This window comes from Acidovorax facilis (assembly GCF_050626955.1).
GTDB lineage: Bacteria > Pseudomonadota > Gammaproteobacteria > Burkholderiales > Burkholderiaceae_C > Acidovorax > Acidovorax facilis.
Genome location: NZ_CP192460.1, coordinates 458,443 through 483,377, shown reverse-complemented (window position 1 = coordinate 483,377; position 24,935 = coordinate 458,443). Strand labels below are relative to the sequence as shown.

General features: G+C 65.2%; 23 protein-coding genes. 12 read left to right on the top strand and 11 right to left on the bottom strand.

The genetic code is table 11. The annotated features are described in order from the left end of the window. The first annotated feature begins 11 nt into the window (after positions 1-11). From ACQ4MJ_RS02195 to ACQ4MJ_RS02180, 4 genes are all read left to right on the top strand, one after another. On the top strand, positions 12-1,010 hold the full coding sequence (locus tag ACQ4MJ_RS02195; RefSeq protein ID WP_431150354.1) for an ABC transporter substrate-binding protein: 999 nt from the start codon (positions 12-14) through the stop codon (positions 1,008-1,010). A 112-nt stretch (positions 1,011-1,122) separates the two neighbouring features. Continuing rightward, entirely contained in the window at positions 1,123-1,923 is an 801-nt protein-coding gene (locus ACQ4MJ_RS02190; RefSeq protein WP_431153125.1) for an ABC transporter ATP-binding protein, read from the top strand. Next, on the top strand, positions 1,920-2,840 hold the full coding sequence (locus tag ACQ4MJ_RS02185) for an ABC transporter permease (RefSeq protein ID WP_431150356.1): 921 nt from the start codon (positions 1,920-1,922) through the stop codon (positions 2,838-2,840). The genes ACQ4MJ_RS02190 and ACQ4MJ_RS02185 overlap by 4 nt, the downstream gene beginning before the upstream one ends. A gap of 101 nt (positions 2,841-2,941) precedes the next feature. Continuing rightward, the gene (locus ACQ4MJ_RS02180) at positions 2,942-4,333 is read left to right on the top strand and encodes an FAD-binding oxidoreductase (protein WP_431150358.1); all 1,392 of its coding nucleotides are present in this window, start codon (positions 2,942-2,944) and stop codon (positions 4,331-4,333) included. A 171-nt stretch (positions 4,334-4,504) separates the two neighbouring features. On the opposite strand, the gene ACQ4MJ_RS02175 is transcribed toward ACQ4MJ_RS02180, so the two are convergent. After that, positions 4,505-5,227, bottom strand: coding sequence for an alpha/beta fold hydrolase (locus ACQ4MJ_RS02175; RefSeq protein WP_431150359.1), 723 nt, complete (start codon positions 5,225-5,227; stop codon positions 4,505-4,507). Between the two features lie 161 nt (positions 5,228-5,388). On the opposite strand from ACQ4MJ_RS02175, the gene ACQ4MJ_RS02170 reads away from it, so the two are divergent. The 3 genes from ACQ4MJ_RS02170 to ACQ4MJ_RS02160 all read left to right on the top strand — a co-directional run bounded on the left by ACQ4MJ_RS02170 (position 5,389) and on the right by ACQ4MJ_RS02160 (position 12,674). Further along, positions 5,389-8,886: a DUF2126 domain-containing protein gene (locus ACQ4MJ_RS02170; protein WP_431150360.1), complete on the top strand. Its 3,498-nt coding sequence runs from the start codon at positions 5,389-5,391 to the stop codon at positions 8,884-8,886. Between the two features lie 159 nt (positions 8,887-9,045). After that, positions 9,046-11,691 (top strand): circularly permuted type 2 ATP-grasp protein, encoded by a 2,646-nt coding sequence (locus ACQ4MJ_RS02165; RefSeq protein ID WP_431150362.1) that lies wholly within the window; start codon positions 9,046-9,048, stop codon positions 11,689-11,691. Positions 11,692-11,693: 2 nt separating this feature from the next. Continuing rightward, positions 11,694-12,674, top strand: a complete 981-nt coding sequence (locus ACQ4MJ_RS02160; RefSeq protein ID WP_431150363.1) for a transglutaminase family protein — start codon at positions 11,694-11,696, stop codon at positions 12,672-12,674. On the opposite strand, the gene ACQ4MJ_RS02155 is transcribed toward ACQ4MJ_RS02160, so the two are convergent. From ACQ4MJ_RS02155 to ACQ4MJ_RS02130, 6 genes are all read right to left on the bottom strand, one after another. Continuing rightward, positions 12,640-13,599, bottom strand: coding sequence for an alpha-E domain-containing protein (locus ACQ4MJ_RS02155; protein WP_431150365.1), 960 nt, complete (start codon positions 13,597-13,599; stop codon positions 12,640-12,642). The two genes, ACQ4MJ_RS02160 and ACQ4MJ_RS02155, sit on opposite strands and share 35 nt — an antisense overlap. Positions 13,600-13,744: 145 nt before the next feature. Then, positions 13,745-14,920: a zinc-binding metallopeptidase family protein gene (locus ACQ4MJ_RS02150; RefSeq protein ID WP_431150366.1), complete on the bottom strand. Its 1,176-nt coding sequence runs from the start codon at positions 14,918-14,920 to the stop codon at positions 13,745-13,747. A 170-nt stretch (positions 14,921-15,090) separates the two neighbouring features. Beyond that, positions 15,091-15,408: a BON domain-containing protein gene (locus ACQ4MJ_RS02145; RefSeq protein ID WP_055395483.1), complete on the bottom strand. Its 318-nt coding sequence runs from the start codon at positions 15,406-15,408 to the stop codon at positions 15,091-15,093. A gap of 109 nt (positions 15,409-15,517) precedes the next feature. Further along, complete coding sequence (locus ACQ4MJ_RS02140) at positions 15,518-15,910, bottom strand: hypothetical protein (RefSeq protein WP_055395485.1); 393 nt, start codon at positions 15,908-15,910, stop codon at positions 15,518-15,520. Between the two features lie 54 nt (positions 15,911-15,964). Further along, complete coding sequence (locus ACQ4MJ_RS02135) at positions 15,965-16,129, bottom strand: DUF1328 domain-containing protein (protein ID WP_010463174.1); 165 nt, start codon at positions 16,127-16,129, stop codon at positions 15,965-15,967. A 198-nt stretch (positions 16,130-16,327) separates the two neighbouring features. Continuing rightward, complete coding sequence (locus ACQ4MJ_RS02130) at positions 16,328-17,734, bottom strand: sensor histidine kinase (RefSeq protein ID WP_121420923.1); 1,407 nt, start codon at positions 17,732-17,734, stop codon at positions 16,328-16,330. A 124-nt stretch (positions 17,735-17,858) separates the two neighbouring features. Between ACQ4MJ_RS02130 and ACQ4MJ_RS02125 the strand changes: the two genes are divergently transcribed. Further along, positions 17,859-18,491, top strand: a complete 633-nt coding sequence (locus ACQ4MJ_RS02125; RefSeq protein ID WP_010463169.1) for a response regulator — start codon at positions 17,859-17,861, stop codon at positions 18,489-18,491. A gap of 110 nt (positions 18,492-18,601) precedes the next feature. On the opposite strand, the gene ACQ4MJ_RS02120 is transcribed toward ACQ4MJ_RS02125, so the two are convergent. The 4 genes from ACQ4MJ_RS02120 to gpmA all read right to left on the bottom strand — a co-directional run bounded on the left by ACQ4MJ_RS02120 (position 18,602) and on the right by gpmA (position 22,283). Then, positions 18,602-19,027 (bottom strand): response regulator, encoded by a 426-nt coding sequence (locus ACQ4MJ_RS02120; RefSeq protein WP_431150369.1) that lies wholly within the window; start codon positions 19,025-19,027, stop codon positions 18,602-18,604. Between the two features lie 113 nt (positions 19,028-19,140). Continuing rightward, on the bottom strand, positions 19,141-19,890 hold the full coding sequence (locus ACQ4MJ_RS02115) for a HesA/MoeB/ThiF family protein (RefSeq protein ID WP_055395491.1): 750 nt from the start codon (positions 19,888-19,890) through the stop codon (positions 19,141-19,143). Between the two features lie 91 nt (positions 19,891-19,981). After that, positions 19,982-21,418, bottom strand: a complete 1,437-nt coding sequence (locus ACQ4MJ_RS02110; RefSeq protein ID WP_055395496.1) for a S41 family peptidase — start codon at positions 21,416-21,418, stop codon at positions 19,982-19,984. 121 nt (positions 21,419-21,539) lie between these two features. Further along, on the bottom strand, positions 21,540-22,283 hold the full coding sequence (gene gpmA / locus ACQ4MJ_RS02105) for a 2,3-diphosphoglycerate-dependent phosphoglycerate mutase (protein WP_055395498.1): 744 nt from the start codon (positions 22,281-22,283) through the stop codon (positions 21,540-21,542). 87 nt (positions 22,284-22,370) lie between these two features. Between gpmA and ACQ4MJ_RS02100 the strand changes: the two genes are divergently transcribed. The 4 genes from ACQ4MJ_RS02100 (at position 22,371) to ACQ4MJ_RS02085 (ending at position 24,911) form a co-directional block, all read left to right on the top strand. Continuing rightward, entirely contained in the window at positions 22,371-22,778 is a 408-nt protein-coding gene (locus ACQ4MJ_RS02100; protein ID WP_121420926.1) for a rhodanese-like domain-containing protein, read from the top strand. Between the two features lie 77 nt (positions 22,779-22,855). Next, positions 22,856-23,113, top strand: coding sequence for a glutaredoxin 3 (gene grxC, locus ACQ4MJ_RS02095; protein WP_015015481.1), 258 nt, complete (start codon positions 22,856-22,858; stop codon positions 23,111-23,113). Positions 23,114-23,221: 108 nt separating this feature from the next. After that, positions 23,222-23,680, top strand: coding sequence for a protein-export chaperone SecB (gene secB, locus ACQ4MJ_RS02090; RefSeq protein ID WP_055395502.1), 459 nt, complete (start codon positions 23,222-23,224; stop codon positions 23,678-23,680). Between the two features lie 217 nt (positions 23,681-23,897). After that, on the top strand, positions 23,898-24,911 hold the full coding sequence (locus ACQ4MJ_RS02085) for an NAD(P)H-dependent glycerol-3-phosphate dehydrogenase (protein WP_431150373.1): 1,014 nt from the start codon (positions 23,898-23,900) through the stop codon (positions 24,909-24,911). Positions 24,912-24,935 lie beyond the last annotated feature (24 nt).

Genomic DNA, 24,935 nt, shown 5'->3' with positions numbered 1-24,935 from the left:
GGAGTACCACCATGATGAAGACCGCCTCCCGCCTTTCCAAACTTGGTGCAGCCGCGCTGCTCGCTGTTGGTGCCGTCGGCACCATGCAGGCCCACGCGCAGGAAAAGTTCACCTACATGACCAACTGGTACGCGCAGGCCGAGCATGGCGGCTTCTACCAGGCGGTGGCTACCGGTCTGTACAAAAAGTACGGGCTGGATGTGACCATCAAGATGGGCGGCCCGCAGGTCAACATCGTGCAGATGATGGCCGCCGGCCAGGCCGAATGTGTAATGGGGTCGAGCGACCTGCAGATGATCCAGATGCGTGAAGGCGGTGTGCCCGTGGTCAACGTGGCGGCCGTGTTCCAGAAGGACCCGCAGGTGCTCATCGCGCACGAGGACGTTAAGAAATTCGAAGACCTCAAGGGCAAAACCATCCTGATCGCCTCGTCGGCCCAGCGCGGCTACTGGCCCTGGCTCAAGGCCAAGTACGGCTTCACCGACTCGCAGACGCGCCCCTACACCTTCAACATCCAGCCCTTCGTGGCCGACAAGAACACCGCGCAGCAGGGCTACCTGACATCTGAGCCGTTTGCGATTGCCAAGGCGGGCGTCAAGGCCAATACGCTGATGTTCAGCGACCAGGGCTACCCAGCGTACGCCACCACCATCTCGTGCATGGAAAAGACGGTGAAGGACCGCGGCGCCGCCGTGGCCTCGTTCGTGAAGGCATCGATGGAAGGCTGGAAGAGCTACCTGGCCGACCCCGCCCCCGCCAACGCACTGATCAAGAAGGACAACCCCAACATGACCGACGAGCAGCTCGCCTACAGCGTGGCCAAGCTCAAGGAAATGGGCATGGCCACGGGTGGTGACGCCGCCACCATGGGCATCGGCATCATGACCGACGCACGCGCCAAGGCCAGCTACGACTTCCTGGTGGACGCCAAGCTCATCGACCCTGCCAAGGTCAAGCTGACAGAGACCTACACCACGTCGTTCGTCAAAGACCTCAAGGTTCTTCCCTGAGCCTGACAGCCCTGAAACAGCGGCCGGTGCGCTCCCTTGCACGCCCGGCCGCATCCATCGAAAGGCGACCATGACATCCCCCGCTGACTCTCCGCCGCTGGTGCACACCCCGATGCCAGCCACCTATTCCACACCCGCCGTGGAGGTGCTCTCCGCCGAAAAAACCTACCCCAACGGCACCCAGGCCCTGCTGCCGGTAGACCTGACCATTGAGGAAGGCGAATTCGTCACCCTGCTCGGCCCCTCGGGCTGCGGCAAGAGCACGTTGCTGAAAATGGTGGCGGGCCTGCTGGAGCCCACCGACGGCCGCCTGCACCTGTGGCGCAAGCCCGTGGCGCAGCTGGACGAGAGCGGCAAGAAGATGGCGTTTGTCTTCCAGTCGCCCACGCTCATGCCCTGGGCCAGTGTGCAGACCAATGTGCGCCTGCCACTGGACCTGGCGGGCGTGCCGCGTGCCGAGGCCGATGCGCGCGTGACCGAGGCACTGGCGCTGGTGGGCTTGTCAAAGTTTGCCAACGCCCTGCCCCGTGCGCTGTCGGGCGGCATGCAGATGCGCGTGTCGATTGCGCGCGGCCTGGTCACCCAGCCCGACCTGCTGCTGATGGACGAGCCCTTTGGCGCACTCGACGAAATCACGCGCCACAAGCTCGACGCCGACCTGCTGGATCTGTGGCGCAAGAAGAAGCTCACCGTGATCTTTGTGACGCACTCGATCCACGAGGCGGTGTTCCTTTCCAGCCGTGTGGTCATGATGGCCGCGCGCCCGGGCCGCGTGGTCGAAGAGTTCCGCATCGACGCGCCCTACCCCCGCACGGCCGACTTCATGGTGTCGCCCGAATTCAGCCGCTACGCCAAGCTGCTGCAGGACAGCCTGCTGCGCGCCAGCGTGGACACCGAGGAGACCGTGGCATGAGCACCCCTTTCCCTTCCGCACCCATGACGTCGCCCGTGGTCACCGCCCACCCCGCGGCCGCCCCGCGCTCAGCGCCTGCACCAGTCGCTGCCAAACCTGCCGCCAAGGCCACCCCCAAACGCCCGCCGCTCATGGCCCAGCCACGCGTGCAGCGCGTGGTGTACCCCGTGCTGGTGGGCTTGGTGCTGATCGCGCTGTGGCAGGGGCTGGTCACGGCCATGGAGCTACCACCCTACCTGGTGCCCTCACCCATCCTGATGATGAAGACGCTGTTCACCGACTGGGCCGCCCTGGGCGGCTCGCTGTGGGTCACCGTCAAGATCACGGTGCTGGCCTTTGTGGTGGCCACGGTGGCAGGCGTGCTGATCTCGTTCCTGTTCGTTCAGAGCAAACGCATCGAGACCGCGCTCTTTCCCTACGCCGTGCTGCTGCAGGTCACTCCCATCGTGGCCGTGGCACCGCTCATCATCATCTGGGTGAAGGACCCGACGGCCTCGATGGTGATCTGCGCCGCACTGGTCGCCCTGTTCCCCATCATCAGCAACACCACGCTGGGTTTGCGCAGTGTGGAACCTGACCTGCAAAGCTACTTCCAGCTCAACCGCGCCACGCGGCTGCAGACGCTGCTGCGCCTGCGCATCCCGAGCGCGCTGCCCTACTTCTTTGGCGGGCTGCGCATTTCCAGCGGCCTGGCGCTCATCGGCGCCGTGGTGGCCGAATTTGTAGCGGGCACCGGGGGCCAGGGTGCGGGGCTTGCGTACCAGATTTTGCAGGCGGGCTTCCAGCTCAACATCCCGCGCATGTTTGCTGCGCTGCTGCTGATCTCGCTCACCGGGGTCGCATTGTTCGTACTGATGGCGTGGCTGACGCGTGTCGCCCTGGGCGGCTGGCACGCCAGCGAAACGTCGCACGACTAGCCCTTTCAACCCCATCGCCAACACACCGCGCGCAGCCACTGGCGCGCGGCACGGGCTTCCTTTTGCCCAAAACGGCCACCAGCGGCCAAGGAGATACCGACATGACCAACGCCACCACCGCCCATCAACTGCCCGACCTGCTGCCCGACCTCGACTGGATCGCCGACCCGCTGCGCGTGGGCCGCCTCTCGCAGGACTTTGCCTGGTTCAGCCCCGTGCTCAAACGCGACCTGGCGGGCAAGCGCGGCGACATCGCCGTGCGCCCGCGCACCGAAGCAGAAATCCGGCAGGTGGTGGCCGCCTGCGCCAGCGCGGGCATCCCCCTCACCGTGCGCGGCAGCGGCACCGGCAACTATGGCCAGAGCACGCCACTGCACGGCGGCGTGATCCTGGACCTGTCGGGCTACAACGCCTTTGGCTGGGTGCGCGGCGGTGTGGGCCGCGCGCAGTCGGGCATCCGGCTGGCAGACTTTGACGCACAGGCCAAGCCGCACGGGCAAGAGCTGCGCTGGCTGCCCAGCACCTACCGCAGCGCCACGCTGGGCGGGCTGTTTGGCGGCGGCTTTGGGGGCGCAGGCTCCATCAACCACGGCCCGCTGGCCGCGCCCGGCAACGTGCTGGCCGTACGTGCGATGACGGTGGAGCCCGAGCCCCAGGTCACCGAACTGCGCGGCCCCGAGGCCATGCTGCTGCACCACACCTACGGCACGAACGGCATCGTGCTGGAGCTGGAAGTGGCCCTGACCCCCGCCGTGGAGTGGACCGAATGCATCGCCACCTTCGAGCAGTTTGACGCCGCGCTGGACTTTGCCGACCGCTTTGGCAGCGCCCCCGGGCTGGAGAAAAAAGAGGTGTGTTTTCTGGCCGCGCCCATCCCGCAGTACTTCACCAGTCTTGCAGAGCACCTGCCTGCCGACCAGCACGCGGTGCTGCTGCTGGTGGCCCCGCACTCCGAGGCCGGCATGCGCGACATGGTGGCGCAGCACGGCGGCCAGATTACCTACCGCAAGACGGCCGACGAAGTGGCCAGCAGCCACAAGACGCTGCTCGAATACACCTGGAACCACACCACCCTGCACGCCCTCAAGGTGGACAAGGGCCTGACCTATATCCAGAGCGGCTTCAATCCCATGCACCGCCTCAAGCAGGTGAAGGCGCTCGAGGCCGCGCTGAAAGGCGAGGTGATGATGCATCTGGAATTCTTGCGCACAAAGGAAGGCGCCTTCAACTGCAGCGGCCTGCAGATCATCCGCTACACCACCGAAGAGCGCCTGAACCAGATCATGCAGATCTACCGCGACCACGGCGTGCAGATCAACAACCCACATGTGTACATCGTGGAAGACGGCAAGCAGAACAACCTGGACCCGGCCGTGGTGGGCATGAAGCGCCGCTTCGACCCGCAGGGCCTGCTCAACCCCGGCAAGCTGCGCAGCTGGTATGCGGCAACACAATTGGCGCCCGAGACAAAGCCAGCGCGACAAACTGCCTGAGAGCGCCTCACAAACTTCCCTGGCGTCGTTGTCCCACCTTGCCGTACTCCTTGTACTGCCTGAGGCCGAACGCCTAGGGATGGCCGCTTCGCTGAGTTTTTTGAGCCGCTCTAAGTCCATCCCGCCCACCACTGCGCCCTCGTCCACAAGGCGAGAGGAAGGAAGCTCAGGTCAGATCCATCCGCTGCGCGCCAACCACTGCACCAGCAGCCGTGTCACCGTTTCAGGTTGCTCCATGGTCAGCATGTGGCCGCTGTCCGGCAAGAGGTGGTGCTCAGCACCGGGCACCAGCGCCGCAATCTCCGCCGAACATTCGGGCGGCGTGAGCTGGTCAGCCTCGCCGCATACCACCAGCACCGGGCAGGCCACGCCGGGCAGGTGCTGGCGGGCATCGGGCCGATGGATGACGGCGCGGTTCTGGCGAACCAGGTGGGAGGCGCCTGCGTCCAGCACAAAGTCGAGATAGGCCTGCACCAGCTCAGGCCGCGTGGCGTTGTCAGGATGAAAGGCAAAGGCCACGTTGGGCTCGATCACTTCGCGCAGGCGGCCTTGTTCAAAGAGTTCGATAGCGGCTTCGCGCAGCGCCCGCATATCCGGCGTCTCGGGCCGCGCGGTGGTGCCCAGCAGCGCGAGCCCGGCCACACGCTGCGGCGCCTGGCGCGCGGCCTCCGTGGCGATCATGCCGCCCATCGACGCACCCGCCAGCACCAGCGGCCCTGCGTGCTGCGCCAGCAGGCGTGCGGCAAAGTCTTCGATGCGGTGCAGGTTCACATCCTGGTGGGCCGTGGCGACAGCGGGGCGCAGCGCGGCGGGCAGCAGCGGCAGCACGCCGCGCCACATGCGTTCATCGGCAGCCAGGCCGGGCAGGAGCACAAGTTGGGGGGAGTGGGACATGGGTGAAAAAAGGCATCACCAAGTTGGTGCGCGATCAGCTAAAGAGAGACAGCCCCGGCAGCGGGGCACGGACCGCACATTGTGAACAGCCGATGACCGCTTGTCACCGCCCCCGGAATAGTTGCCCGCGATGGCTCGGGACTTGCTAGCATGGCCTGCATATGCCTATCCACGCCGCGCTCCACCACGTCACGCATTACCAATACGACCGGCTGGTAGGCCTCGGGCCACAGACTATCCGATTGCGGCCCGCGCCCCACTGCCGCAGCAATGTGATTTCGTACTCGCTCAAGGTCGAGCCCGCGCAGCACTTCCTCAACTGGCAGCAGGACCCGTTTGCCAACTACCAGGCGCGGCTGGTCTTCCCCGAAAAGACGCGCGAGTTCAAGGTCACGGTGGACCTGGTGGTGGAAATGGCGGTGTACAACCCCTTCGACTTCTTCCTGGAGCCCGAGGCCGAGAACATCCCGTTCAACTACAGCAGCGATGTGCAGCAGGAGCTGGCACCGTACCTGGCCACCGACCCGATGACACCGCTGGTGCAGGCCTATCTGGACAAGGTGGACCGCAGCAAGCAGCGCACCATCGATTTCCTGGTCAAGCTCAACCAGCAGGTCTCGCAAGACATCCGCTACCTGATCCGCATGGAACCCGGCGTGCAGACGCCCGAGGAGACGCTGCAAAAGGCCAGCGGCTCGTGCCGCGACTCGGGCTGGCTGCTGGTGCAACTGCTGCGCCACCTGGGGCTGGCGGCACGGTTTGTGTCGGGCTACCTGATCCAGCTCACCCCCGATGTGAAGGCGCTCGATGGCCCCAGCGGCACCGACCACGACTTCACCGACCTGCACGCCTGGTGCGAGGTCTACCTGCCCGGCGCAGGCTGGATTGGCCTGGATGCCACCAGCGGCCTGATGGCGGGCGAGGGCCACATCCCGCTCGCTTGCACACCCCAGCCCTCGGGCGCCGCGCCGATTGAAGGCGGCGTGGACAAGGCCGAGGTGGAGTTCAGCCACGAGATGCGCGTGACGCGCATCTACGAATCGCCCCGCGTGACCAAGCCCTACACCGAAGACCAGTGGCAGGCCGTGCTGGCGCTGGGCGAGCAGGTGGACGCCGACCTGGTGGCGGGCGACGTGCGCCTGACGATGGGTGGCGAGCCCACCTTTGTGGCCGTGGGCGACCGCGACGCGCCCGAGTGGAACACCGATGCCCTGGGCCCCACCAAACGCGGCTTTGCCACCGAACTCACGCACAAGCTGCGTGCCGAATATGGACAGGGCGGCTTCCTGCACTTTGGCCAGGGCAAGTGGTACCCGGGCGAGCAGCTGCCGCGCTGGGCACTGTCGATCTGCTGGCGCGCCGACGGCCAGCTCGCGTGGCAGAACCCCGCGCTGTTTGCCGACGAGCGTGACCCATCCCACTACACCAGTGCCGACGCCGAGCGTTTTGTGCGCCACCTCACGCGCAAGCTGGGCGTGACGGACCGATTCATCCAGCCCGGTTATGAAGACACCTTCTACTACCTGTGGCGCGAGCGCCGCCTGCCGGTCAACGTGGACCCGTTCGATGCGCGCCTGGACGACGAGCTGGAGCGCGCACGGCTGCGCCGCGTGTTCGAGCAAAAACTCGACAGCGTGGTGGGCTATGTGCTGCCGCTGCAGGCAGGCGAAGGCGCGGGCACGCTGGCAGGCAGCGTGTGGAGCACGGGGCCATGGTTCTTCCGCGACGACCGCATGCTGCTCATCCCCGGCGATTCGCCCATGGGCTACCGCCTGCCGCTGGACGCCCTGCCCTGGGTGAAGGCATCAGACACCGAGCACCTGATTCCGCAAGACCCGACCGCACCCCAGGGCCCGCTGGCCGCTGCCACCACGCTGCGGGCGCGGTATTCCGTGCCATCCGGCCCCGTCACCGGCGACCGTGATCTGCCCTACCTGGCAGGCGCCACCGCCCCTGGCGAGGCACGCCGCATGGCGCAAGGCACCGCAGGCGGCGACCACGCGCGCCAAACCGGGCAACCCGACCCGCATGCAGCTACGCAGCCCCCGGGCAAGTTCCAGTCGGCCGCAGGCCTGTCGCGCACGGCCCTGTGCGTGGAGGTGCGCGACCCACGCCGCGCCAGCGGCCCCAAGGCCGAGAAGGTGGGCGAGAAATACGGCGTGCTCTATGTCTTCATGCCGCCGCTGGCGCGCCTCCATGATTACCTGGACCTGCTGGCCGCCATCGAAGCCACGGCCGAAGAGCTGGGTGTGAAGATCGTGCTGGAAGGCTACCCGCCCCCGCGCGATGCGCGCCTGAAGGTGCTGGCAGTCACGCCCGACCCGGGCGTGATCGAAGTGAACATCCACCCCGCCAGCCATTGGAAGGAGCTGGTGCAGCACACCGAGTTTCTGTACCAGGCCGCATGGGAGACGCGCCTGTCGGCCGAGAAGTTCATGACCGATGGCCGCCACACCGGCACCGGTGGCGGCAACCACTTTGTGATGGGCGGCGCCACACCGGCTGACTCGCCGTTCTTGCGCAAGCCCGAGCTGCTGGCCAGCCTGCTGCTGTACTGGCACAACCACCCCAGCCTGAGCTATCTGTTCAGCGGCCTGTTCATCGGCCCCACCAGCCAGTCGCCGCGCGTGGACGAGGCCCGCAACGACCAGCTGTATGAGCTGGAGATCGCACTGCGCGAGATCGAAGCCAACCGCGCGGTCTACGGCCAGGACATGCCGCCCTGGCTGGTGGACCGCACACTGCGCAACATCCTGGTGGACGTGACGGGCAACACCCACCGCAGCGAGTTTTCCATCGACAAGATGTTCTCGCCCGACAGCAGCACCGGCCGCCTGGGCCTGCTGGAGCTGCGCGCTTTCGAGATGCCGCCCCACGCCCACATGAGCGTGGTGCAGCAGCTGCTGCTGCGCGCCCTGATCGCCCGCTTCTGGAAGACGCCCTACCGCGCGCCCGCCGCCCGCTGGGGCACCGAGCTGCACGACCGCTGGATGCTGCCCACGTTCATCCAGCAGGACATGCACGACGTCGTGGCCGAGATGAACGCCGCAGGCTACGCGTTTGACGCGGCCTGGTTTGCACCGCAGTTCGAGTTCCGCTTCCCCATGGTCGGCACCGTCAAGTCGATGGGTGTGGAGCTGACCCTGCGCAACGCGCTGGAACCCTGGCATGTGATGGGCGAGGAAGGCTCCGCCGGGGGCACCGTGCGCTATGTGGACTCGTCGCTGGAGCGCATCGAGGTGCGCGTGACGGGCATGAACGAAAGCCGCCATGTGGTCACCGTCAACGGCCAGCCGCTGCCCCTGCAAAGCACGGGCACGACCGGCGAGTTTGTGGCGGGTGTGCGCTACAAGGCATGGAACCCGCCCTCGGCCCTGCACCCGACCATTGGCGCCCACGCACCGCTCACGTTCGACATCGTGGACACCTGGATGAACCGCTCGCTCGGCGGCTGCCAGTACCACGTTGCGCACCCGGGCGGGCGCAACTACGACACCTTCCCGGTCAACGCGTATGAGGCCGAAAGCCGCCGCCTGGCGCGCTTCTCGCGCATGGGCCACACGCCGGGCCGGCTGGCGGTGCCGCCTGCGACCATTGAACTGCCGGGCAGCCGGGAGTTTCCGTTCACGCTGGATCTGCGGCGCAAGATGCGGAGGTAGAGAAGCCCCCCTGAGTCGCTGCGCGCCTTCCCCCCAGGGGGACGACGCCCTTGCTGCGGGGCGGCCCTTGCTTGGCGTCTCTGGCATCGGCCCCGCCAGTTTCGACGGTGCGGGTTACCCGCAGAGTGTTGTCGACCAAATGCCCGAAAATCGAGCGCAGTGAACCAATCCAACGACAGCCTCCCCACCCCCGACCCTTCTGACAGCGCAGCCCAGTTGGCGGCTGCACTGGCGCCTGCTGCGGCGTCCGGGCATTTTGACGAGTTGCGGGGTGCCAGCGTGGCGGACGCCCCCGGCGCTGCCACTGCATCAGCCACTCCCAAATCAATAGCAAATAAGCCATATATCACTAGCGCCTGGGCCCAATTCTTTGATCAATTGGGGCCCGAGGGCTTCCAGGACCTGGATCGGCGCATGCAGAGCCTGCAGCGCCAGGTGCGCGACAACGGCATCACCTACAACGTCTATGCCGACGCCGACGGCCCGCAACGGCCCTGGTCGGTGGACCTGTTCCCGCTGATCCTTTCGCAGGGCGCCTGGGCACACATCGAGCGCGGCGTGCTGCAACGCGCACGCCTGCTCAACCGCGTGATGGCCGACGTGTATGGCCCGCAGGAGCTGCTGCGCAAAGGCCTGCTGCCCAGCGCGCTGGTGCAGGGCCACCCGGGCTACCTGCGCGCCATGCATGGCGTGCAGCCCGTGGGCGGCACCCATTTGCACATCGCGGCCTTCGACATGGCGCGCGATGCGCAGGGCGACTGGTGGGTGGTGACGCAGCGCACGCAGGCGCCCTCAGGCCTGGGGTATTTGCTGGAGAACCGGCTGCTCATCTCGCGCCTGTTCCCCGAGGCGTTCAGCCAGATGCATGTGCAGCGCCTGGCCGCCACCTACCGCGCACTGCTCGACGGGCTGCGGCAGATGAGCCCGGCGGGGGCGGATGCGCGCATCGTGCTGCTCACGCCCGGCCCGTACAACGAGACCTACTTCGAGCACGCCTACCTGGCGCGCTACCTGGGCCTGACGCTGGTGGAGGGCAACGACCTCACCGTGCGCGATGCACGGCTGTACCTCAAGACGCTGCACGGCCTGCAGCCGGTGCACGGCATCTTGAAGCGCCTGGACGACGAGTTTCTGGACCCGCTGGAGCTGCGCAGCGACTCGCGCCTGGGCGTGCCCGGCCTGCTGCAGGCCATCCGCGCGGGCAACGTGCTGGTGGCCAATGCGCCGGGCTCGGCGTTCCTCGAATCGTCGGCGCTGCTGGGCTTCATGCCCGCGCTGTCGCGCCACCTGCTGGGCGAAGAGCTGGCCCTGCCGTCGCTGCCCACCTGGTGGTGTGGCGAGCGCTCGGCCATGCAGGCGGTGCTGCCGCAGCTCGCGCACAGCGTGATCCGCCCCACCTGGCCCATGGCGCAGCGCGTGCCCGTGCTGGGCGGTGCGCTGTCGGCGCAAGACCTGGCGCAGTGGTCCGCACGCATCGAAGCCCAGGGCGACGAATACACCGTGCAGGCCCACCTGCCACTGTCGCAAATGCCCACCTGGCGCAGTGACGCCGCAGAGGGTGTGGACCAGGACGGTGGCCCCATCGCCCCCCGCTCGGTGATGCTGCGCGTGTTTGCGGTGTGCGACGGCCCAGGCTCGTGGCGCGTGCTGCCGGGCGGGCTGGCCCGCCTGGCCCAGGGCGACAGCGGCATCACGTCGATGCAGCGCGGCGGCAGCAGCGCTGATGTGTGGGTGCAGACCGATGGCCCCGTGGACACCACCACGCTGCTGGCCCACAACCAGGCCGCGCCCGCCGTGGTGCACCGCAGCCGCCAGGTGACCAGCCGCGCGGCCGAAAACCTGTTCTGGCTGGGCCGCTACACCGAACGCACTGAGAACGTCACGCGCCTGGCGCGCATCACGCTGCAATGCCTCAATGGCGAGGACCAGACCTCGCAGCCGCTGCTGACCTGGCTGAGCGCCATGGGCGTGAGCCAGGGGCTGGTGCTGCCGACCGTGCCTGCGGCCGGGCAGGCACGGCGCGTGTTCGAGCGCTCGCTGATCGCCGGGCTGACGCAGCCCGCGCAGGTGACCAGCGTGGGCTACAACCTGCGCGGCATCCTGGGTGCGGCCTCGGCCGTGCGCGACCGTTTGTCGCAGGAACACTGGAACCTCATCGTGCGCGCCGAGGCGGAGTTTTTTGCGCCCCGCACAGGGGCCGAAGACGACGGCGACTATTCGCCGCTGGATGCGCTGCGCCAGCTGGAAGGCCTGAGCGGCCACACCGCCGCCATGACGGGCCAGCAGACCGACCGCATGACCCGCGACGACGGCTGGCGCCTGCTGTCCATCGGGCGCCATCTGGAGCGCCTGGGCTTTCTGGCCTCGGCGCTGGAAAGCGGCCTGCAGACCGGCGCCGTGCACGATGAAGGCGGCTTTGAGGCCATGGTGGCACTGTTTGACAGCACCATCACCTTCCACGCGCAGTACCAGCAGCGGCGCGACATGCCCGCCCTGCTGGACCTGCTGGTGATCGACCGCGACAACCCCCGCTCGCTGGCCTGGGTCGCGCAGACGCTGCGCGGGCGCATTGCCAAGATCGAAGCGGCCGCCGGTACGCCCGCAGAGTCCGCGGCCACGGGCATCCCCGAAGCGTCCGACCTGTCACTGGTGGCCCTGTGCGCACAGGATGCCGAGGGGCGCCATGCCGCGCTGGAGGAGTATCTGAGCCAGTGTGTGCGGGGTGTGATGGGCTTGTCGGATGTGCTGGCCACGCGCTACTTCACCCACTCCATCGATGCGTTGCGGCACAGCGTAGGAGCTTGACCATGAAGCTGCGCGTCATCCACGAAACGGTGTACCACTACAGCCCGGCGGTGCAAAACGCCCAGCACATGGCCCATCTGCGTCCGCGCACCGGCGTGGTGCAGCGCGTGCTGACCCACAGCCTGCAGGTGGACCCCGCCCCAACACAGTGCAACATGGTGCAGGACGTGTTTGGCAACACCCGCGCGTTCTTCAGCCTGCCGTTCACTCACGAGCAACTGCGGGTGCGCGCCGAAAGCCTGCTGGAGACCCTGCCCGTGCCCGCCGCACCGCCCGGCGAGCCCTGGGAGGTCGTGCGCGAGCGCCTGGGTTATCGGCGCGGCCAGCCCTACCACGCGGCCACCGAGTTCAGCTTTGCCTCGCCCTACATTCCCCGGCATACCGACTTTGTGGCCTATGCGCGCGAGAGCTTTGCACCCGGCCGACCGCTGATGCAGGCCGCCCGCCACCTGATGTCGCGCATCCATGCCGACTTTGCCTACACATCCAACGCCACCGACGCGGGCACGCCCGCGCTCGAATCGCTGCGGCTGCGCCGGGGCGTGTGCCAGGACTTTGCCCACGTGATGATCGGCTGCCTGCGCAGCCTGGGCCTGGCGGCGCGGTATGTGAGCGGCTACCTGCTGACCGAGCCCCCGCCCGGGCAACCCCGGCTGGTGGGGGCCGATGCATCGCACGCCTGGGTGTCGGTGTGGTCACCGGCAGCCGACGAAAGTGATGGCGCATCAGACGACAACACCTGGTTTGACCTGGACCCCACCAACGACCGCGCGGCGGGCGAGGACTACGTGACCCTGGCCATCGGCCGCGATTTTTCGGATGTGTCGCCGCTGCGCGGCGTGATCCACGGCGGCGACCACCATGTGCTGCAGGTGGGCGTGACGGTGGAGCCGGTGCCCGCCGCCACGGCCGCTATGGCCGCTGCGCCAGACGCACCAGATACACCCCTCACACCGCCGCAGGCACCAGAAAGTCCCGGCTGATCCGCGCGCCCAGGTCGTTCACCCGCTCCAGGAACTGGGTGAGGTAGGCATGCAGTCCATGGGTCAGGATTTCATCGATTCGTGCGAACTTGAGGTGTGCCAGCAGCCGCCCCGCGTGCCGCTGGGTCTCGGCCGACTGGCCGCTGCCCAGCATGTCGAGGTTGCCCAGCACCTCTTTCATGCAAGCGTGCAGTGAGCGGGGCATGTCAGCCCGCAGGATCAGCAGCTCGGCCACTCGTTCGGGTGTGATCACGTCGCGGTACACCTTGCGGTAGGTCTCGAAGCCCGACACGCTCAGCAGGATGGCGCTCCAGTGGTAGAAGTCGTAGTCTTGGTCCTGTGCTGTGGCCGCGCCCATGAAGTCGCTCTGCACCGCGTGGAACTTCACATCCAGCAGCCGCGCCGTGTTGTCGGCCCGCTCCAGAAAGGTGCCCAGGCGCATGAAGTGCAGCGCCTCGTCCTGCAGCATGGTGCCCACCGTCACACCCCGCGAGAGGTGCGAGCGGAACTTCACCCATTCGAAGAATCGCGCCGGGTCCTGCTCCAGTGCACCGCTGGCGATCAGGCGGTTCACTTCGAGCCAGGTCTGGTTCTGGATCTCCCAGGCCTCGGTGTTGAGCGCACCGCGCACGGCCCGCGCGTTCTCGCGTGCGGCCTGCAGGCAGGCCAGAATGGACGAGGGGTTGGAAGGGTCTTTGACCATGAAGTCCAGCACCTTCGCCGGAGTCACTTCGCCATGCTGGGTGGTGTAGGCGGGCAGCAGCTCGCTGATGGACAGCAACCCTTGCCAGCCCTGCTTGGCGACCTCGGTCGATTGCGGCAGCAGCGCGCTCTGGTAATTCACATCCAGCATGCGCGCCGTATTTTCGGCGCGCTCGGTATAGCGTGCCATCCAGAAAAGATGGTCAGCGGTGCGGCTCAGCATGGTCGCGCCCTCCCTTGGCGTCGTGTGTGGCTCGGTACTGGCTGCTCAAGGGGTTTCAATAGCCCCATGGCGGACACCTAGCAAGTTCCAGGCCGCCACCCTTGTCGCATCTTTGATGCAGGCAAAAAACCAAGAAAAAATGGCGCTAGCGCACGTCCTTGCTGGTTGTTTTGCTATTTTTTTTGACGTTTTGTTTGGGAGCCGGTGCGGGCTGCGGAGCCGGAGGGGCGACTGGGGCGGGCTGCCGGGCGGCTTCGCGCACCACGTCATGCACAAACCGCAGCTTGGCCAGCACCTCGCCTGCCAACGCAAACGGATAGGCATCTGGCTGTCCCAAGCTGCGGGTGAGGCTGTTGAGCAGCAGTGTCAGCGGCACCAGGTGCTGCACCATCGACTGGAAATCAGGCGCCGGGCTGGCAAACGGGTCGATGGCGCTGCTGCGCTGCGCCCCATAAATGCCCGGGATCGTGACCTCGGTCGCGTAGCTGGCCGACGTCTCCAGCAGATCGATCATGTGCAGGTAATGGGCCCATGTTTCGGCCCAGTCTTCCCAGGGGTGGGCAGCGGCATAGGCGCTGACATGGTGGTCGGCCCAGTCGCCCAGGTCGTTGCCCTTGGCGTAGTGAGCCTCCAGCGCGGCGGCGTAGTCCTGGCGCTCATCGCCAAACATCTGGCGGAAATCTTCCAGGCGGCCGCCGTCGCGCACCAGCTGGTCCCAATAAAAATGGCCGGACTCATGGCGCAGGTGGCCAATCAGCGTGCGGTAGGGCTCACCCAGCGCGATGCGGCGGCGTGCGCGCTCATCGTCATCGGCCTCGGCCACATTCAGCGTAATCGTTCCGCTGTGGTGGCCCGTCAACACCGGCGGACCACCTGGCACCTCGGCCAAAAATTCAAAAACGGGTCCGGTACGCCCGGGGGCGGGCTCCAGGCCCAAGCGGGCCAGGCTGTAAAACAGGCGCCGCTTGGCGGCCTCGATCTGCATCCAGCGGCCCATGTTCGCGGGCTCCGACAGATCGGGCAACACCCGGGTCTGGCGGCACGAGACACACAGTTCTGCATAGTCGTTGGCAGGCACGGCAAAGTTGCAGGCCTGGTGTTCGGTATGGTTGCGGCACATACGGTACAAGCGACCGCTGTAATCCGAGCCACCGCGCCCGCCCCGGCGGCGCCACAGGTCGGCGCCATCCTGCGGCGCAGGCGCCAGGGCCGCGATGGTCAACACATCGGGCAAAAATGCCAGCGCGCTGCCACAGTGCAGACACTGCACGCTGTCGAAAAAAACCAGATGACCGCAATGGTCGCAATTGAATACCCGCATGGTGTGGAGCTTATACCCGGTAGGGTGTGGCAAACGAGCAAGACCCAGGGGTATGCCTGCTGGCGCCCCATGAAAAAAGCAGGCTCCAGGAGGTACCCGGAGCCTGCTCAGCGGTCAGTGCCTATGCGCTACCGGCAGGAAGCCCGCAGCGCAATGTTCAGGCAATCCGGTCAGGGACGAACCACGATGCTGTTGCGCACTTCACGCACATTCTTGGTGTTGCGTGCAATGGCTTCAGCCTGGTTCTTTTCAGCCTGCGACTTGGCAAAGCCCGAGAGCTGCACCGTGCCGTTGAGCGTTTCCACGCTGATCGACGTGGCGGAGACGGATTTGTCTTCAGCCATTTTTGCCTTGACGGCGGTGGTGATGCCGGCGTCATCTACATAGGCGCCAACGGTCTGTTGTTCACGGGCCACCGAGCAGCCCGTGGCCGTGATGATGGTGATGCCAGCGACAGCGGCAAAGGCGAGTGCACGTGCGTATTTCATGGTGTTGTCCTTGTTTGAAAATGGTTGGGAACGCGGGTGCTGGAAGATTGCAATCTGCCGGTCTGTTGCACCCTCCGCGACCGGCGGACTGTAGGGATAGAGACAGGCTTCAGTAGGCGTGCTTGCGGCGCGACATCCAGAGCACCAGGGTTGCGAGTACGGCACCCGATGCTGCGGCGATCACCATCGATTTGCCGGGTTGCTCCGCCACATACTTGGTGGTGGCGTCTGCTGCATGCTGCATCTGGCGACGGGCACGGGCACTGGTTTCTGCGCAATAGCCGATGCTGCGGGCTGCTAGATCCTGGGCACGCGCTGCCAAGTCGTCAATGACGGGGTCGGTCTGGCTGCGAAGGGCACGTACGCCTTCTTCTGCTTTTTCCAGCGAGGTGTTAGCGGCCGTGCGGGTGGACTGCACGGCGTCTTGGGCGCTTTGCAGCACATCATCTGCGAGATGGCGTGCGCCGTTGGCAACTTTGTCGGTAGCGGTCTGGATACTCATGCGGAAACTCCTTGAAGGGGTGGATGCGGAATGCTTGGTTTCACGGCCGGGGCGTCAGCCCTTTTTGAGCAGACCCAGTACAAAGGTCACAACCGCCATGATGACGAACACGAAGAACAGAATCTTGGCGATGCCCACGGCACCGGCAGCAATACCGCCAAAGCCGAACAGGGCTGCGATCAGCGCGATCACCAGAAAAACAACTGCGTAGTGCAACATTTCTTTCTCCTTCTCCTCTTGAGGGGGCCGGTTGCCGGCGGGTGGGTTGGCACACGAATTTCAGCGCCTGGAATCCACTGTAAGGAGCATGGAGAGTCAAAGATGCCGGTGCCCGGCGCGCAAGCCTGTCGGCGGTGCAGCGGGCCGCCTGTAGGACGGCGCGCTGCGGCTCGCTATCCCTGGCCCAAGGCCGCTAGGTCAAGCGGCCAGAGAGGGCGGCTGCGACGACGCCTCGGCGCCATGGCGCTGCAGCGGGAGCACGGCAGAGACCAGGGTGCCGTTGCCCGGGCGCGAGGTGATGGACAGCCTGCCGCCCGCAGACTCCACGCGGTGGCGCATTCCCGACAGCCCGTGCGAGGTAGGACGCACCGTGGCGGGATCGAACCCCTCGCCATCGTCGCGCACCTGAACTGCCACATGCGTGGGGTAACCGTGTACCGACACCAGCACCTTGCTGGCTTTGGCGTATTTGCCGATGTTGGTCAACGCCTCCTGCACCATGCGGTACACCGTGAGTTGCGAGGCATCAGGCAACTGCACGGATTCCAGGCTCGTTTCCACTTCGATACCTGCGCGTTCGGCATATTCGCGCGTGAGGATCTCGATCGCGGCCGTCAGTCCGAGGTTGGAGAGCGATGAGGGCCGCAGGTCTTCAATGATGCGGCGCTTGAGCGCAATACCGCTGTTGAGCGTTTCGGTCAGGTGCTTGAGCCGCTCTGCCACCTCGGGGGCGTTGGCGTCGATCCTGGACTTGAGCCGCGCAACATCCAGCTTGGCCGCAGTGAGCAGTGCACCCAGCTCATCGTGCAGCTCGCGCGCAAGGTGCCCACGCTCATCTTCACGTACTTGCTGCAGATGGTTTGCCAGCTCGGAAAGAGTTGCGGTACGGGCCTTTACAAGGCCTTCCAGGCGGTCCCGTTCGCGCTCCAGCAGGGCCTGTTCGCGCTGGTTGACGACCTGCAGCGCCTGCGCCTGGCGCAGATACATGTAGAACGCCAGCAAGCCAATGACCGTCACCGTGGCAATGCCAATGCGCGACAGCATGAGCGACTGCTCGATCTGGTCCTGGCCTTGTTTCACGTGCATGTCGCTGCGGGCAATCAACTCCAGCGCGTGCTTGCGGATGGCCTCCATGTGCTCCTTGCCCACATCGGTATGCAGGATGAACTTCCAGGCATCTTCATTGCCCTGCCGGCGCAAACGCAGGCTCAGTTCCATCTCCGCGAGCTTGCGGGATATCTGCCGCGACAGCAGCGCAAATTCCTGCATGTCTTCGGGGGCATCCATGAACAGCCCGCGCAAGCCGTCCAGGTTGGTCTGCACGGTAGCCACCGCCTTGTCGTAAGGCTCCAGATAAGTCTCGTTGCCGGTGAGCAGATAGCCACGCTGCCCGGTTTCTGCGTCCAGCATGCTCTGCAGCAACAGGTTGACGGCCTTGCGCGTGTTCTGACCGTGGCTCATCTGCTCCACCGCATCTTGTGAGCGCATGTGACCCGTTTCGTTGATACCCACCAGCACCATCGCCGCCAGCAACGCCATGGGCAGGCTCAAGGCCATCTTGCGGACCTTGGGCAGCCAGATGCGGGTGTTTTCTTTAAGACTCATACGCGGTATTCTGGATAATGTGTGAAGACTGGGCACCACCCTGCCAACAGGGATGACGTGCCGGAGAAGCTTTCCAACCAACAAACATCAGGAGCGGCATCACCGCCCTGCGAAAGAAAGATCGATGATCAAGATTGGCATTGTGGATGACCACGCGATAGTTCGTTCCGGGCTGCGGCAGTTCCTGTCCGAGCATGTGGATCTGCGGGTGGAGGGTGAGGCCTCCAACGGCCGTGAAGCCATCGACCTGGTGCGCAACAAGGAAATTGATGTCCTGCTCATGGACCTGTCGATGCCCGGACAGAGCGGGCTGGATGCGCTGGCCATGCTGCGGGCCAAAGCCCCGGACATGGGCATCCTGATTCTGAGCGGCTACCCCGAAGAGCACTATGCGATCAACCTGATCCGCCAGGGCGCGAGCGGCTACCTGAACAAGGAGTGCGAACCCTCTGAAATCGTGGAGGCGATACGCACCATTGCGCTGGGCCGTCGCTACCTGACGCCTGCCGTGGCCGAACTGCTGGCCCAGCAACTCAATCGCAAGGACGACGCACCGCCCCACGAGCAGTTGTCGGAACGCGAGTTCCAGGTGTTCCTCAAGCTGGCCAAGGGAGAGACGGCAGGCGATATCGCCAAGGCCTTGTCGCTCAGCGTCAAGACGGTGAGCACCTACCGCACGCGATTGATGGAGAAGATGAGCCTGTCGTCCAACAGCGATCTGACCTACTACGCGCTCAAGAACCGCTTGATTGACTGACATGGAGCAGTGGCCTCAGTCCGGGGTCATTGGGCCTGACTCAGCCCGCTGGCGAGAAGAGTAGAAAACAAAAAACCCCGCCGCGCACGACCGCGCTGCAGGGCGCAGCATCACAGCGAATGGCCAGGCGACGACAGGGACTGGCCAGCTTCCATTCCCGCAGGACTGCTGCTGTGCTGGATGCAGTAGTCCACCAGCGCATCAATTTCGTTGGATTTGTCGAAGACCGCATCCACCCCCAGCTGTGCACAACGCATGCGCACATCGGGTGTCGCGTAGTTGCTCAGCACCACCATCTTCTGGCCAGGGCGGCGCGAGCGGCATGCCGCCAGGACGCCCAGCCCACTGCCTTGGCGCAGAAAAAGATCCACTATCGCCAGATCCCACTGTTCACCATGGGTGGCGAGCCAGTTCTTGCCCTCGTCCTCGGTCTCAGCGACCCCTACCGCCTCTACGGACGCCAACTCTTCGAGCGTCCCGATCAGGTTCTCTCGAATGGTGGCGTTGTCTTCAACGATATAGGTGAGGAGTTTCACAGAAGGGTCCCGTTTCACTACCAACGCACATTTACGCTGGTCGAGCCTCAAATTTAGTGGCTCAGCTGAGCGGATTCTGCCAGCCGCCGCACGCGGACGCTGTAGGAGTAATCCTACCGAGCAACACACACCGTGCAGTGCGGCGCACGCGCCACGTTCATCGTGCTCCACTCCATGGACCGTCCATCCAGCATCAACAAACGCCCAGCCAGTGACGTCCCGATGCCTGCAAGCAGCTTGAGCGCCTCGGCCGCCTGCAGGGCACCCACCACGCCCACCAGCGGGGCAAACACGCCCATGGTGGAGCAACGCACCTCTTCAAAATCCGCCTCAGGCGGAAAAATACAGGCGTAACAGGGCGACGCAGCCTGGCGCGGGTCCACCACCGTGATCTGGGCATCAAAGCGGATGACGGCCCCCGCAACAAGGGGCTTGCGATGGCGCACACAGGCCGCATTGACGGCGTGGCGTGTTGCGTAGTTGTCGCTGCAATCGAGCACCACGCAGGCGTCTTGCACCAGGGTATCGAGCACAGCGGCATCTGCGCGCGCCTGGAGCACGGTCACCTGCACTTCGGGGTTGATAGCTGCCATGGCGCTGGCTGCAGACGCCACCTTGGGCTGGCCGACGCGCGCGGTGGTGTGTGCGATTTGGCGTTGCAGGTTGGTCAGGTCCACCACATCGTCGTCCACCAGGGTGATGTGCCCCACACCGGCAGACGCCAGGTACAGCGCGGCAGGCGAGCCCAGGCCACCCGCACCGATGATGAGGGCATGGGACGCCAGCACCTGCTCCTGCCCCTCGATGCCCATCTCATCGAGCAGGATGTGGCGGGAGTACCGCAGGAGCTGGTCATCGGTCATGGCGAGAGTCTCAAGAAAAGAAGGGCAAGAAGGACAAGAAAAAAGGCCGGACTTCGCTGGAAATCCGGCCTTCAGCACAGGGAGCGAAAGCTCAATTTTCTTTCTTTTCGTCCTTGCGTTCCGTCAGTGTCTTGCTGACCAGCACGGGGCGGCCCTTGAGCTGGTTGAGCGCCTGCACGAGCTGGAAGTCCTTGTCCGAACCGAACTCTGGAGCCTTGCGTTCTGCTGCAGGCTTTTTGGCTTCTTCTTCCATGCGCTTGAGGGCGCTTTCACGGGCCTTTTCACGGGCCTCATCCTTCTTTTCCTCGCCTTGGCCGCTACCCAGGTGCTTGTCCAGATCGGCCTCGCGCATGCGCAAAGCAGCGAAGATGTTGCCTTCTTCCGATTCGTCGATCATCACGTCGGGCACGATGCCCTTGGCCTGGATCGACTTGCCGCTGGGGGTGTAATAGCGAGCGGTGGTGAGCTTGATGCCGGTATCAGGCCCCAGCGGACGCACGGTCTGCACCGAGCCCTTGCCAAAGGTCTGGCTGCCCATGATGGTGGCGCGCTTGTGGTCCTGCAGAGCGCCCGCCACGATCTCGCTGGCCGACGCAGAGCCTTCATTCACCAGCACCACGAGTGGCACGGACTTGAGGGCTGCGGGCAGGCGGCGCAGCGGGTCACCCCCGCCACGGCGCTGGTAGAAGTCGGGCGAGGCCTTGTAAGTGGCCTTGCTGTCCGCCAGTTGGCCGTTGGTCGTGACCACCGTGACGTTTTCTGGCAGGAACGCGGCCGACACGGCCACAGCCGCATCCAGCAGGCCGCCGGGGTCGTTGCGCAGGTCGAGCACCAGGCCCTTGAGGTTGGGTTCCTGCTTGTAGACTTCTTCCACCTTGCGCACAAAGTCATCGACCGTGCGCTCCTGGAACTGCGACAGGCGGATCCAGGCGTAGCCGGGCTCCACCACCTTGCCCTTGACGGACTGGGTCTTGATCTCTTCGCGCGTGATGGTGACCGGGAAGGTGCGGCTCTCGTCCTTGCGGAAGATGGTGAGCGTGACCTTGGTGTTGGGCTCGCCACGCATGCGCTTGACGGCATCGTTCAAGGACAGGCCTTTGACCGCCGTTTCGTCGATCTTGGTGATCAGGTCATTGGTCTTGAGGCCAGCGCGGAAGGCGGGAGACCCTTCGATGGGCGACACCACCTTGATCAAGCCGTCTTCCTGGGTGATTTCGATACCAACCCCCACAAACCGGCCGGAAGTGCCTTCGCGAAATTCCTTGAAGGACTTCTTGTCGAAATACTGGGAGTGCGGGTCCAGGCTGGCGACCATGCCGGAGATGGCGTCGGTGATGAGCTTCTTGTCATCCACCGGTTCGACATAGTCGGTCTTTACGAGGCCAAACACCGCCGACAGCTGCTGGATTTCTTCCAGCGGCAGCGGGGTCATCGCACCACGCGCGACCGTCTGCAACGAAACCGTCGTCAGAGCCCCAGCCACGACACCAACCGATACCCATCCCGCAATTTTGAGTTTGTGGCCCATACAACACCTTTACCGCTTCAAAACCAATATACACCTTGGAAGGACCAAACCCGCTGCAGTTCCGCGCAGGCACTCACTTTAGACAGGGTATCGGCGGGTTTTCCCCGTCTTTACCCAGGCTTTACGCCTTGCCTTGCGATGCCACTGCTGCAGCTGCCTTGGCAGCCGCTTCTGCATCGCCCAGATAGTAGTGGCGGATGGGCTTGAGGTCGGCGTCCAGTTCATATACCAACGGGATTCCGTTGGGAATGTTCAGGCCCACGATGTCCGACTCGGAGATGTTGTCCAGGTACTTCACCAGCGCGCGGATGGAATTGCCGTGCGCGGCGACCACCACGCGCTTGCCTGAGCGGATGGCCGGTGCCATGGCATCGTTCCAGAACGGCAGCACGCGGGCCACGGTGTCCTTCAGGCATTCCGTGAGCGGCACGCTGCCTTCGGCCAGAGCGGCGTAGCGGCGGTCGCTGCGCTCGCTGCGGGGGTCGGTGGCTTCCAGCGCTGGCGGCGGGGTGTCATAGCTGCGGCGCCACACCAGCACCTGCTCGTCGCCGTACTGCTTGGCCATGTCGGCCTTGTTCAGGCCCTGCAGGGCACCGTAGTGGCGCTCGTTCAGGCGCCAGTCCTTGACCACGGGCAGCCAGGTGCAATCCATTTCGTCCAGCGTGTACCACAGGGTGTGGATGGCGCGCTTGAGCACGCTGGTGAACGCCAGGTCGAACTCGTAGCCCTCGGCCTTGAGCAGCTTGCCGGCCGACATGGCCTGGGAAACACCGGTGGGCGTGAGATCCACGTCGGTCCAGCCGGTAAAGCGGTTTTCAAGGTTCCAGGTGGATTCGCCGTGGCGAATCAGAACGAGCTTGTACATGGTTTCCCCAGGAAAGGCAGGTCAAAAAAATGCGGGCCAAAACCCAGCATTCTAGAATTACGCTGTTCGCCAACCCAAGGAAGCTTCGTGAAATTCATTATTGATAACTGGTATCTGTTCCTCGTTGCACTGGCTTCGGGCAGCATGTTGCTGTGGCCGGTCCTCAAGAACGCCAGTGGCGGCTCGCTGACGCCAGCGCGCGCCGTGCAGCTCATCAACCGCGAAAAAGCGGTGGTCATCGACGTCTGCGAAACCGAGGAATTCGCCGCCGGCCACGTGAACGGAGCCAAGAACGTGCCCCTGGGCCAGCTCGAAGAGCGCCTGCCCACCGTGGTCAAGAACAAGGCCCTGCCCGTGGTGCTGGTGTGTGCCAGTGGCGCCCGCTCCAACCGCGCCGTCGCAATTGCCAAAAAGCTGGGCTACGAAAACGCCCAGTCGCTCGCTGGTGGCCTGAAGGCCTGGCGCGAAGCCAGCCTGCCTGTGGAAAAAGCCTGATCCGCCCCCAGTTATTGGGTCCGCGATAGTCTTGCCACTGATTTTTAGCCCCACAGGAAGAAAGAGGAAGGTCCGCCATGCAACCCGTGAAGATGTACACCACCGCCGTCTGCCCCTACTGCATCCGGGCCAAGCAGATCCTCAAGTCCAAGGGTGTGGAGCAGATCGAGGAGATCCGCATCGACACCGACCCCGCCGCGCGCAGCCACATGATGGAGATCACCGGCCGCCGCACGGTGCCGCAGATCTACATCGGTGACACCCATGTGGGCGGCCACGACGATCTGGTGGCGTTGGACAGCCGAGGCGAGCTCATGCCCTTGTTGGGCGCCTGACCCCCTCCCCGGGCGCTGCATAATGCAGCCCCATGTGCCCGCTGCGGGAGCTGCTCCCCGGCGGGTTTTGTTTTGCTAGCAATTTTGTAAGCTCAAAGAGACTTCACCATGGCCGATCAAGAAAACCCCGTGTTCCAGATCCAGCGCGTCTACCTCAAGGACCTGTCGCTGGAGCAACCCAATTCCCCCGGTATCCTGCTCGAACAAGAGCAACCCAGCGTGGACATCCAGCTGGGTGTGGAAGCCACTCCCGTGGCCGAAGGCATTTTTGAAGTGGCCGTGACGGCTACCGTGCAGACCAAGATCAAGGACAAGACCGTGTTCCTGGTCGAAGCCAAGCAGGCCGGCATCTTCGAAATCCGCAACGTGCCCGAAGACCAGATGGGCCCCATCATGGGCATCGCCTGCCCACAGATCGTGTACCCCTACCTGCGCGGCAACGTGGCCGACGTGATCAACCGCGCTGGCTTCCCGCCCGTCCACCTGGCCGAAATCAACTTCCAGGCCATGTACGAGCAGCAGCAAGCGCAGGCCGCCGGCCAAGCCTCGCCCATCATCACGCAGTGATGTAAAACGCCCCCTGAGTCGCTTCGCGCCTTCCCCCTCTCTCTACGCGCTGCGCGCTACGGGGGGGACGCAGCCAGCGGCCTGGCAAAGCCAGTTCCGCGGCTACCGCGCCTGGGCCACGCCGGTTCCACGGACGGCCGACGAAGCACAGCTCTGTGGGCCCTTGAAATCAATGCTATTTCGGCCTCTACCGCGCGATAGATAAGCGCAAGCAGCTATGAAAATCATAGTATTTGGCGCTGGTGCCTGGGGCTCTGCGGTCGCCATGAGCGCAGCCCAGCACCCTGCCGGGCACGCGGTCACCCTGTGGGCCCGCGATGCAGCCCAGGCGCAAAGCATGCGCGCCCAGGCACAAAACGCCCGCTACCTGCCGGGCATTGCCCTCCCCCCGGCCCTCTCAGTGGTCGATGGCGACTTCCGCGCGCTGTTGCCCGGTGCCGACCTGGTCATCGTGGCCACGCCCATGGCCGCCCTGCGCGGCATGCTGCTGGCGCTGCGCGGGTGCACGGCACCTGTGGCCTGGCTGTGCAAGGGCTTCGAGGCGGTGCCTGCCGGTGCCAATTCAGCATCTTTTGGGCTGCTGGCGCACGAAGTACAAGCCCAAGTAGCTCCTGATTTAATAGCAGGCGTATTCAGCGGCCCGAGCTTTGCGCAGGAAGTCGCCCTGGGGCAGCCCACAGCCCTGGTGGCCGCCAGCGCCCATGCCGCCGTGCGCGATGCGCTGGTCAAAGCCTTTCACAGCCCGAGCGTGCGCGTGTATGCCAACGAAGACATCGTGGGCGTGGAAGTGGGTGGCGCGGTGAAGAACGTGCTGGCCATTGCCACCGGCCTGTGCGACGGGCTGGCGCTGGGTCTCAACGCCCGCGCCGCACTCATCACGCGCGGCCTGGCTGAGATGACGCGGCTGGGCCTGGCGCTGGGCGCGCGGCCCGACACCTTCATGGGCCTGTCCGGCCTGGGCGACCTGGTGCTGACCGCCACCGGCGACCTGTCGCGCAACCGGCGCGTGGGCATGCTGCTGGCACAGGGCCAGACCCTGGCGCAGGCGGTGGAATCCCTGGGCCATGTGGCGGAAGGCGTCTACAGCGCCCGCACCGTGGTGCAGCGTGCGCAGACACTGGGTGTGGACATGCCCATCGCCGAGGCCGCCGTGGCGCTGCTTGACGGCCGCCTGCAACCTGCCGAGGCCGTGGCGCAGCTCATGGGCCGCGGCCCCCGGGGCGAGCTCTGACGGTAGAGGCCCCGCGCAAGACCT

Coding starts and splice junctions, on each gene's coding strand:
- ACQ4MJ_RS02110 (WP_055395496.1), bottom strand. CDS start 21,418: ATGGGCCACAAACTCAAAATTGCGGGATGGGTATCGGTTGGTGTCGTG.
- ACQ4MJ_RS02170 (WP_431150360.1), top strand. CDS start 5,389: ATGCCTATCCACGCCGCGCTCCACCACGTCACGCATTACCAATACGAC.
- ACQ4MJ_RS02195 (WP_431150354.1), top strand. CDS start 12: ATGATGAAGACCGCCTCCCGCCTTTCCAAACTTGGTGCAGCCGCGCTG.
- ACQ4MJ_RS02085 (WP_431150373.1), top strand. CDS start 23,898: ATGAAAATCATAGTATTTGGCGCTGGTGCCTGGGGCTCTGCGGTCGCC.
- ACQ4MJ_RS02180 (WP_431150358.1), top strand. CDS start 2,942: ATGACCAACGCCACCACCGCCCATCAACTGCCCGACCTGCTGCCCGAC.
- ACQ4MJ_RS02175 (WP_431150359.1), bottom strand. CDS start 5,227: ATGTCCCACTCCCCCCAACTTGTGCTCCTGCCCGGCCTGGCTGCCGAT.
- ACQ4MJ_RS02185 (WP_431150356.1), top strand. CDS start 1,920: ATGAGCACCCCTTTCCCTTCCGCACCCATGACGTCGCCCGTGGTCACC.
- ACQ4MJ_RS02140 (WP_055395485.1), bottom strand. CDS start 15,910: ATGAGTATCCAGACCGCTACCGACAAAGTTGCCAACGGCGCACGCCAT.
- ACQ4MJ_RS02125 (WP_010463169.1), top strand. CDS start 17,859: ATGATCAAGATTGGCATTGTGGATGACCACGCGATAGTTCGTTCCGGG.
- ACQ4MJ_RS02190 (WP_431153125.1), top strand. CDS start 1,123: ATGCCAGCCACCTATTCCACACCCGCCGTGGAGGTGCTCTCCGCCGAA.
- ACQ4MJ_RS02160 (WP_431150363.1), top strand. CDS start 11,694: ATGAAGCTGCGCGTCATCCACGAAACGGTGTACCACTACAGCCCGGCG.
- ACQ4MJ_RS02150 (WP_431150366.1), bottom strand. CDS start 14,920: ATGCGGGTATTCAATTGCGACCATTGCGGTCATCTGGTTTTTTTCGAC.
- ACQ4MJ_RS02115 (WP_055395491.1), bottom strand. CDS start 19,890: ATGACCGATGACCAGCTCCTGCGGTACTCCCGCCACATCCTGCTCGAT.
- ACQ4MJ_RS02155 (WP_431150365.1), bottom strand. CDS start 13,599: ATGCTGAGCCGCACCGCTGACCATCTTTTCTGGATGGCACGCTATACC.
- grxC (WP_015015481.1), top strand. CDS start 22,856: ATGCAACCCGTGAAGATGTACACCACCGCCGTCTGCCCCTACTGCATC.
- ACQ4MJ_RS02145 (WP_055395483.1), bottom strand. CDS start 15,408: ATGAAATACGCACGTGCACTCGCCTTTGCCGCTGTCGCTGGCATCACC.
- secB (WP_055395502.1), top strand. CDS start 23,222: ATGGCCGATCAAGAAAACCCCGTGTTCCAGATCCAGCGCGTCTACCTC.
- ACQ4MJ_RS02135 (WP_010463174.1), bottom strand. CDS start 16,129: ATGTTGCACTACGCAGTTGTTTTTCTGGTGATCGCGCTGATCGCAGCC.
- ACQ4MJ_RS02130 (WP_121420923.1), bottom strand. CDS start 17,734: ATGAGTCTTAAAGAAAACACCCGCATCTGGCTGCCCAAGGTCCGCAAG.
- gpmA (WP_055395498.1), bottom strand. CDS start 22,283: ATGTACAAGCTCGTTCTGATTCGCCACGGCGAATCCACCTGGAACCTT.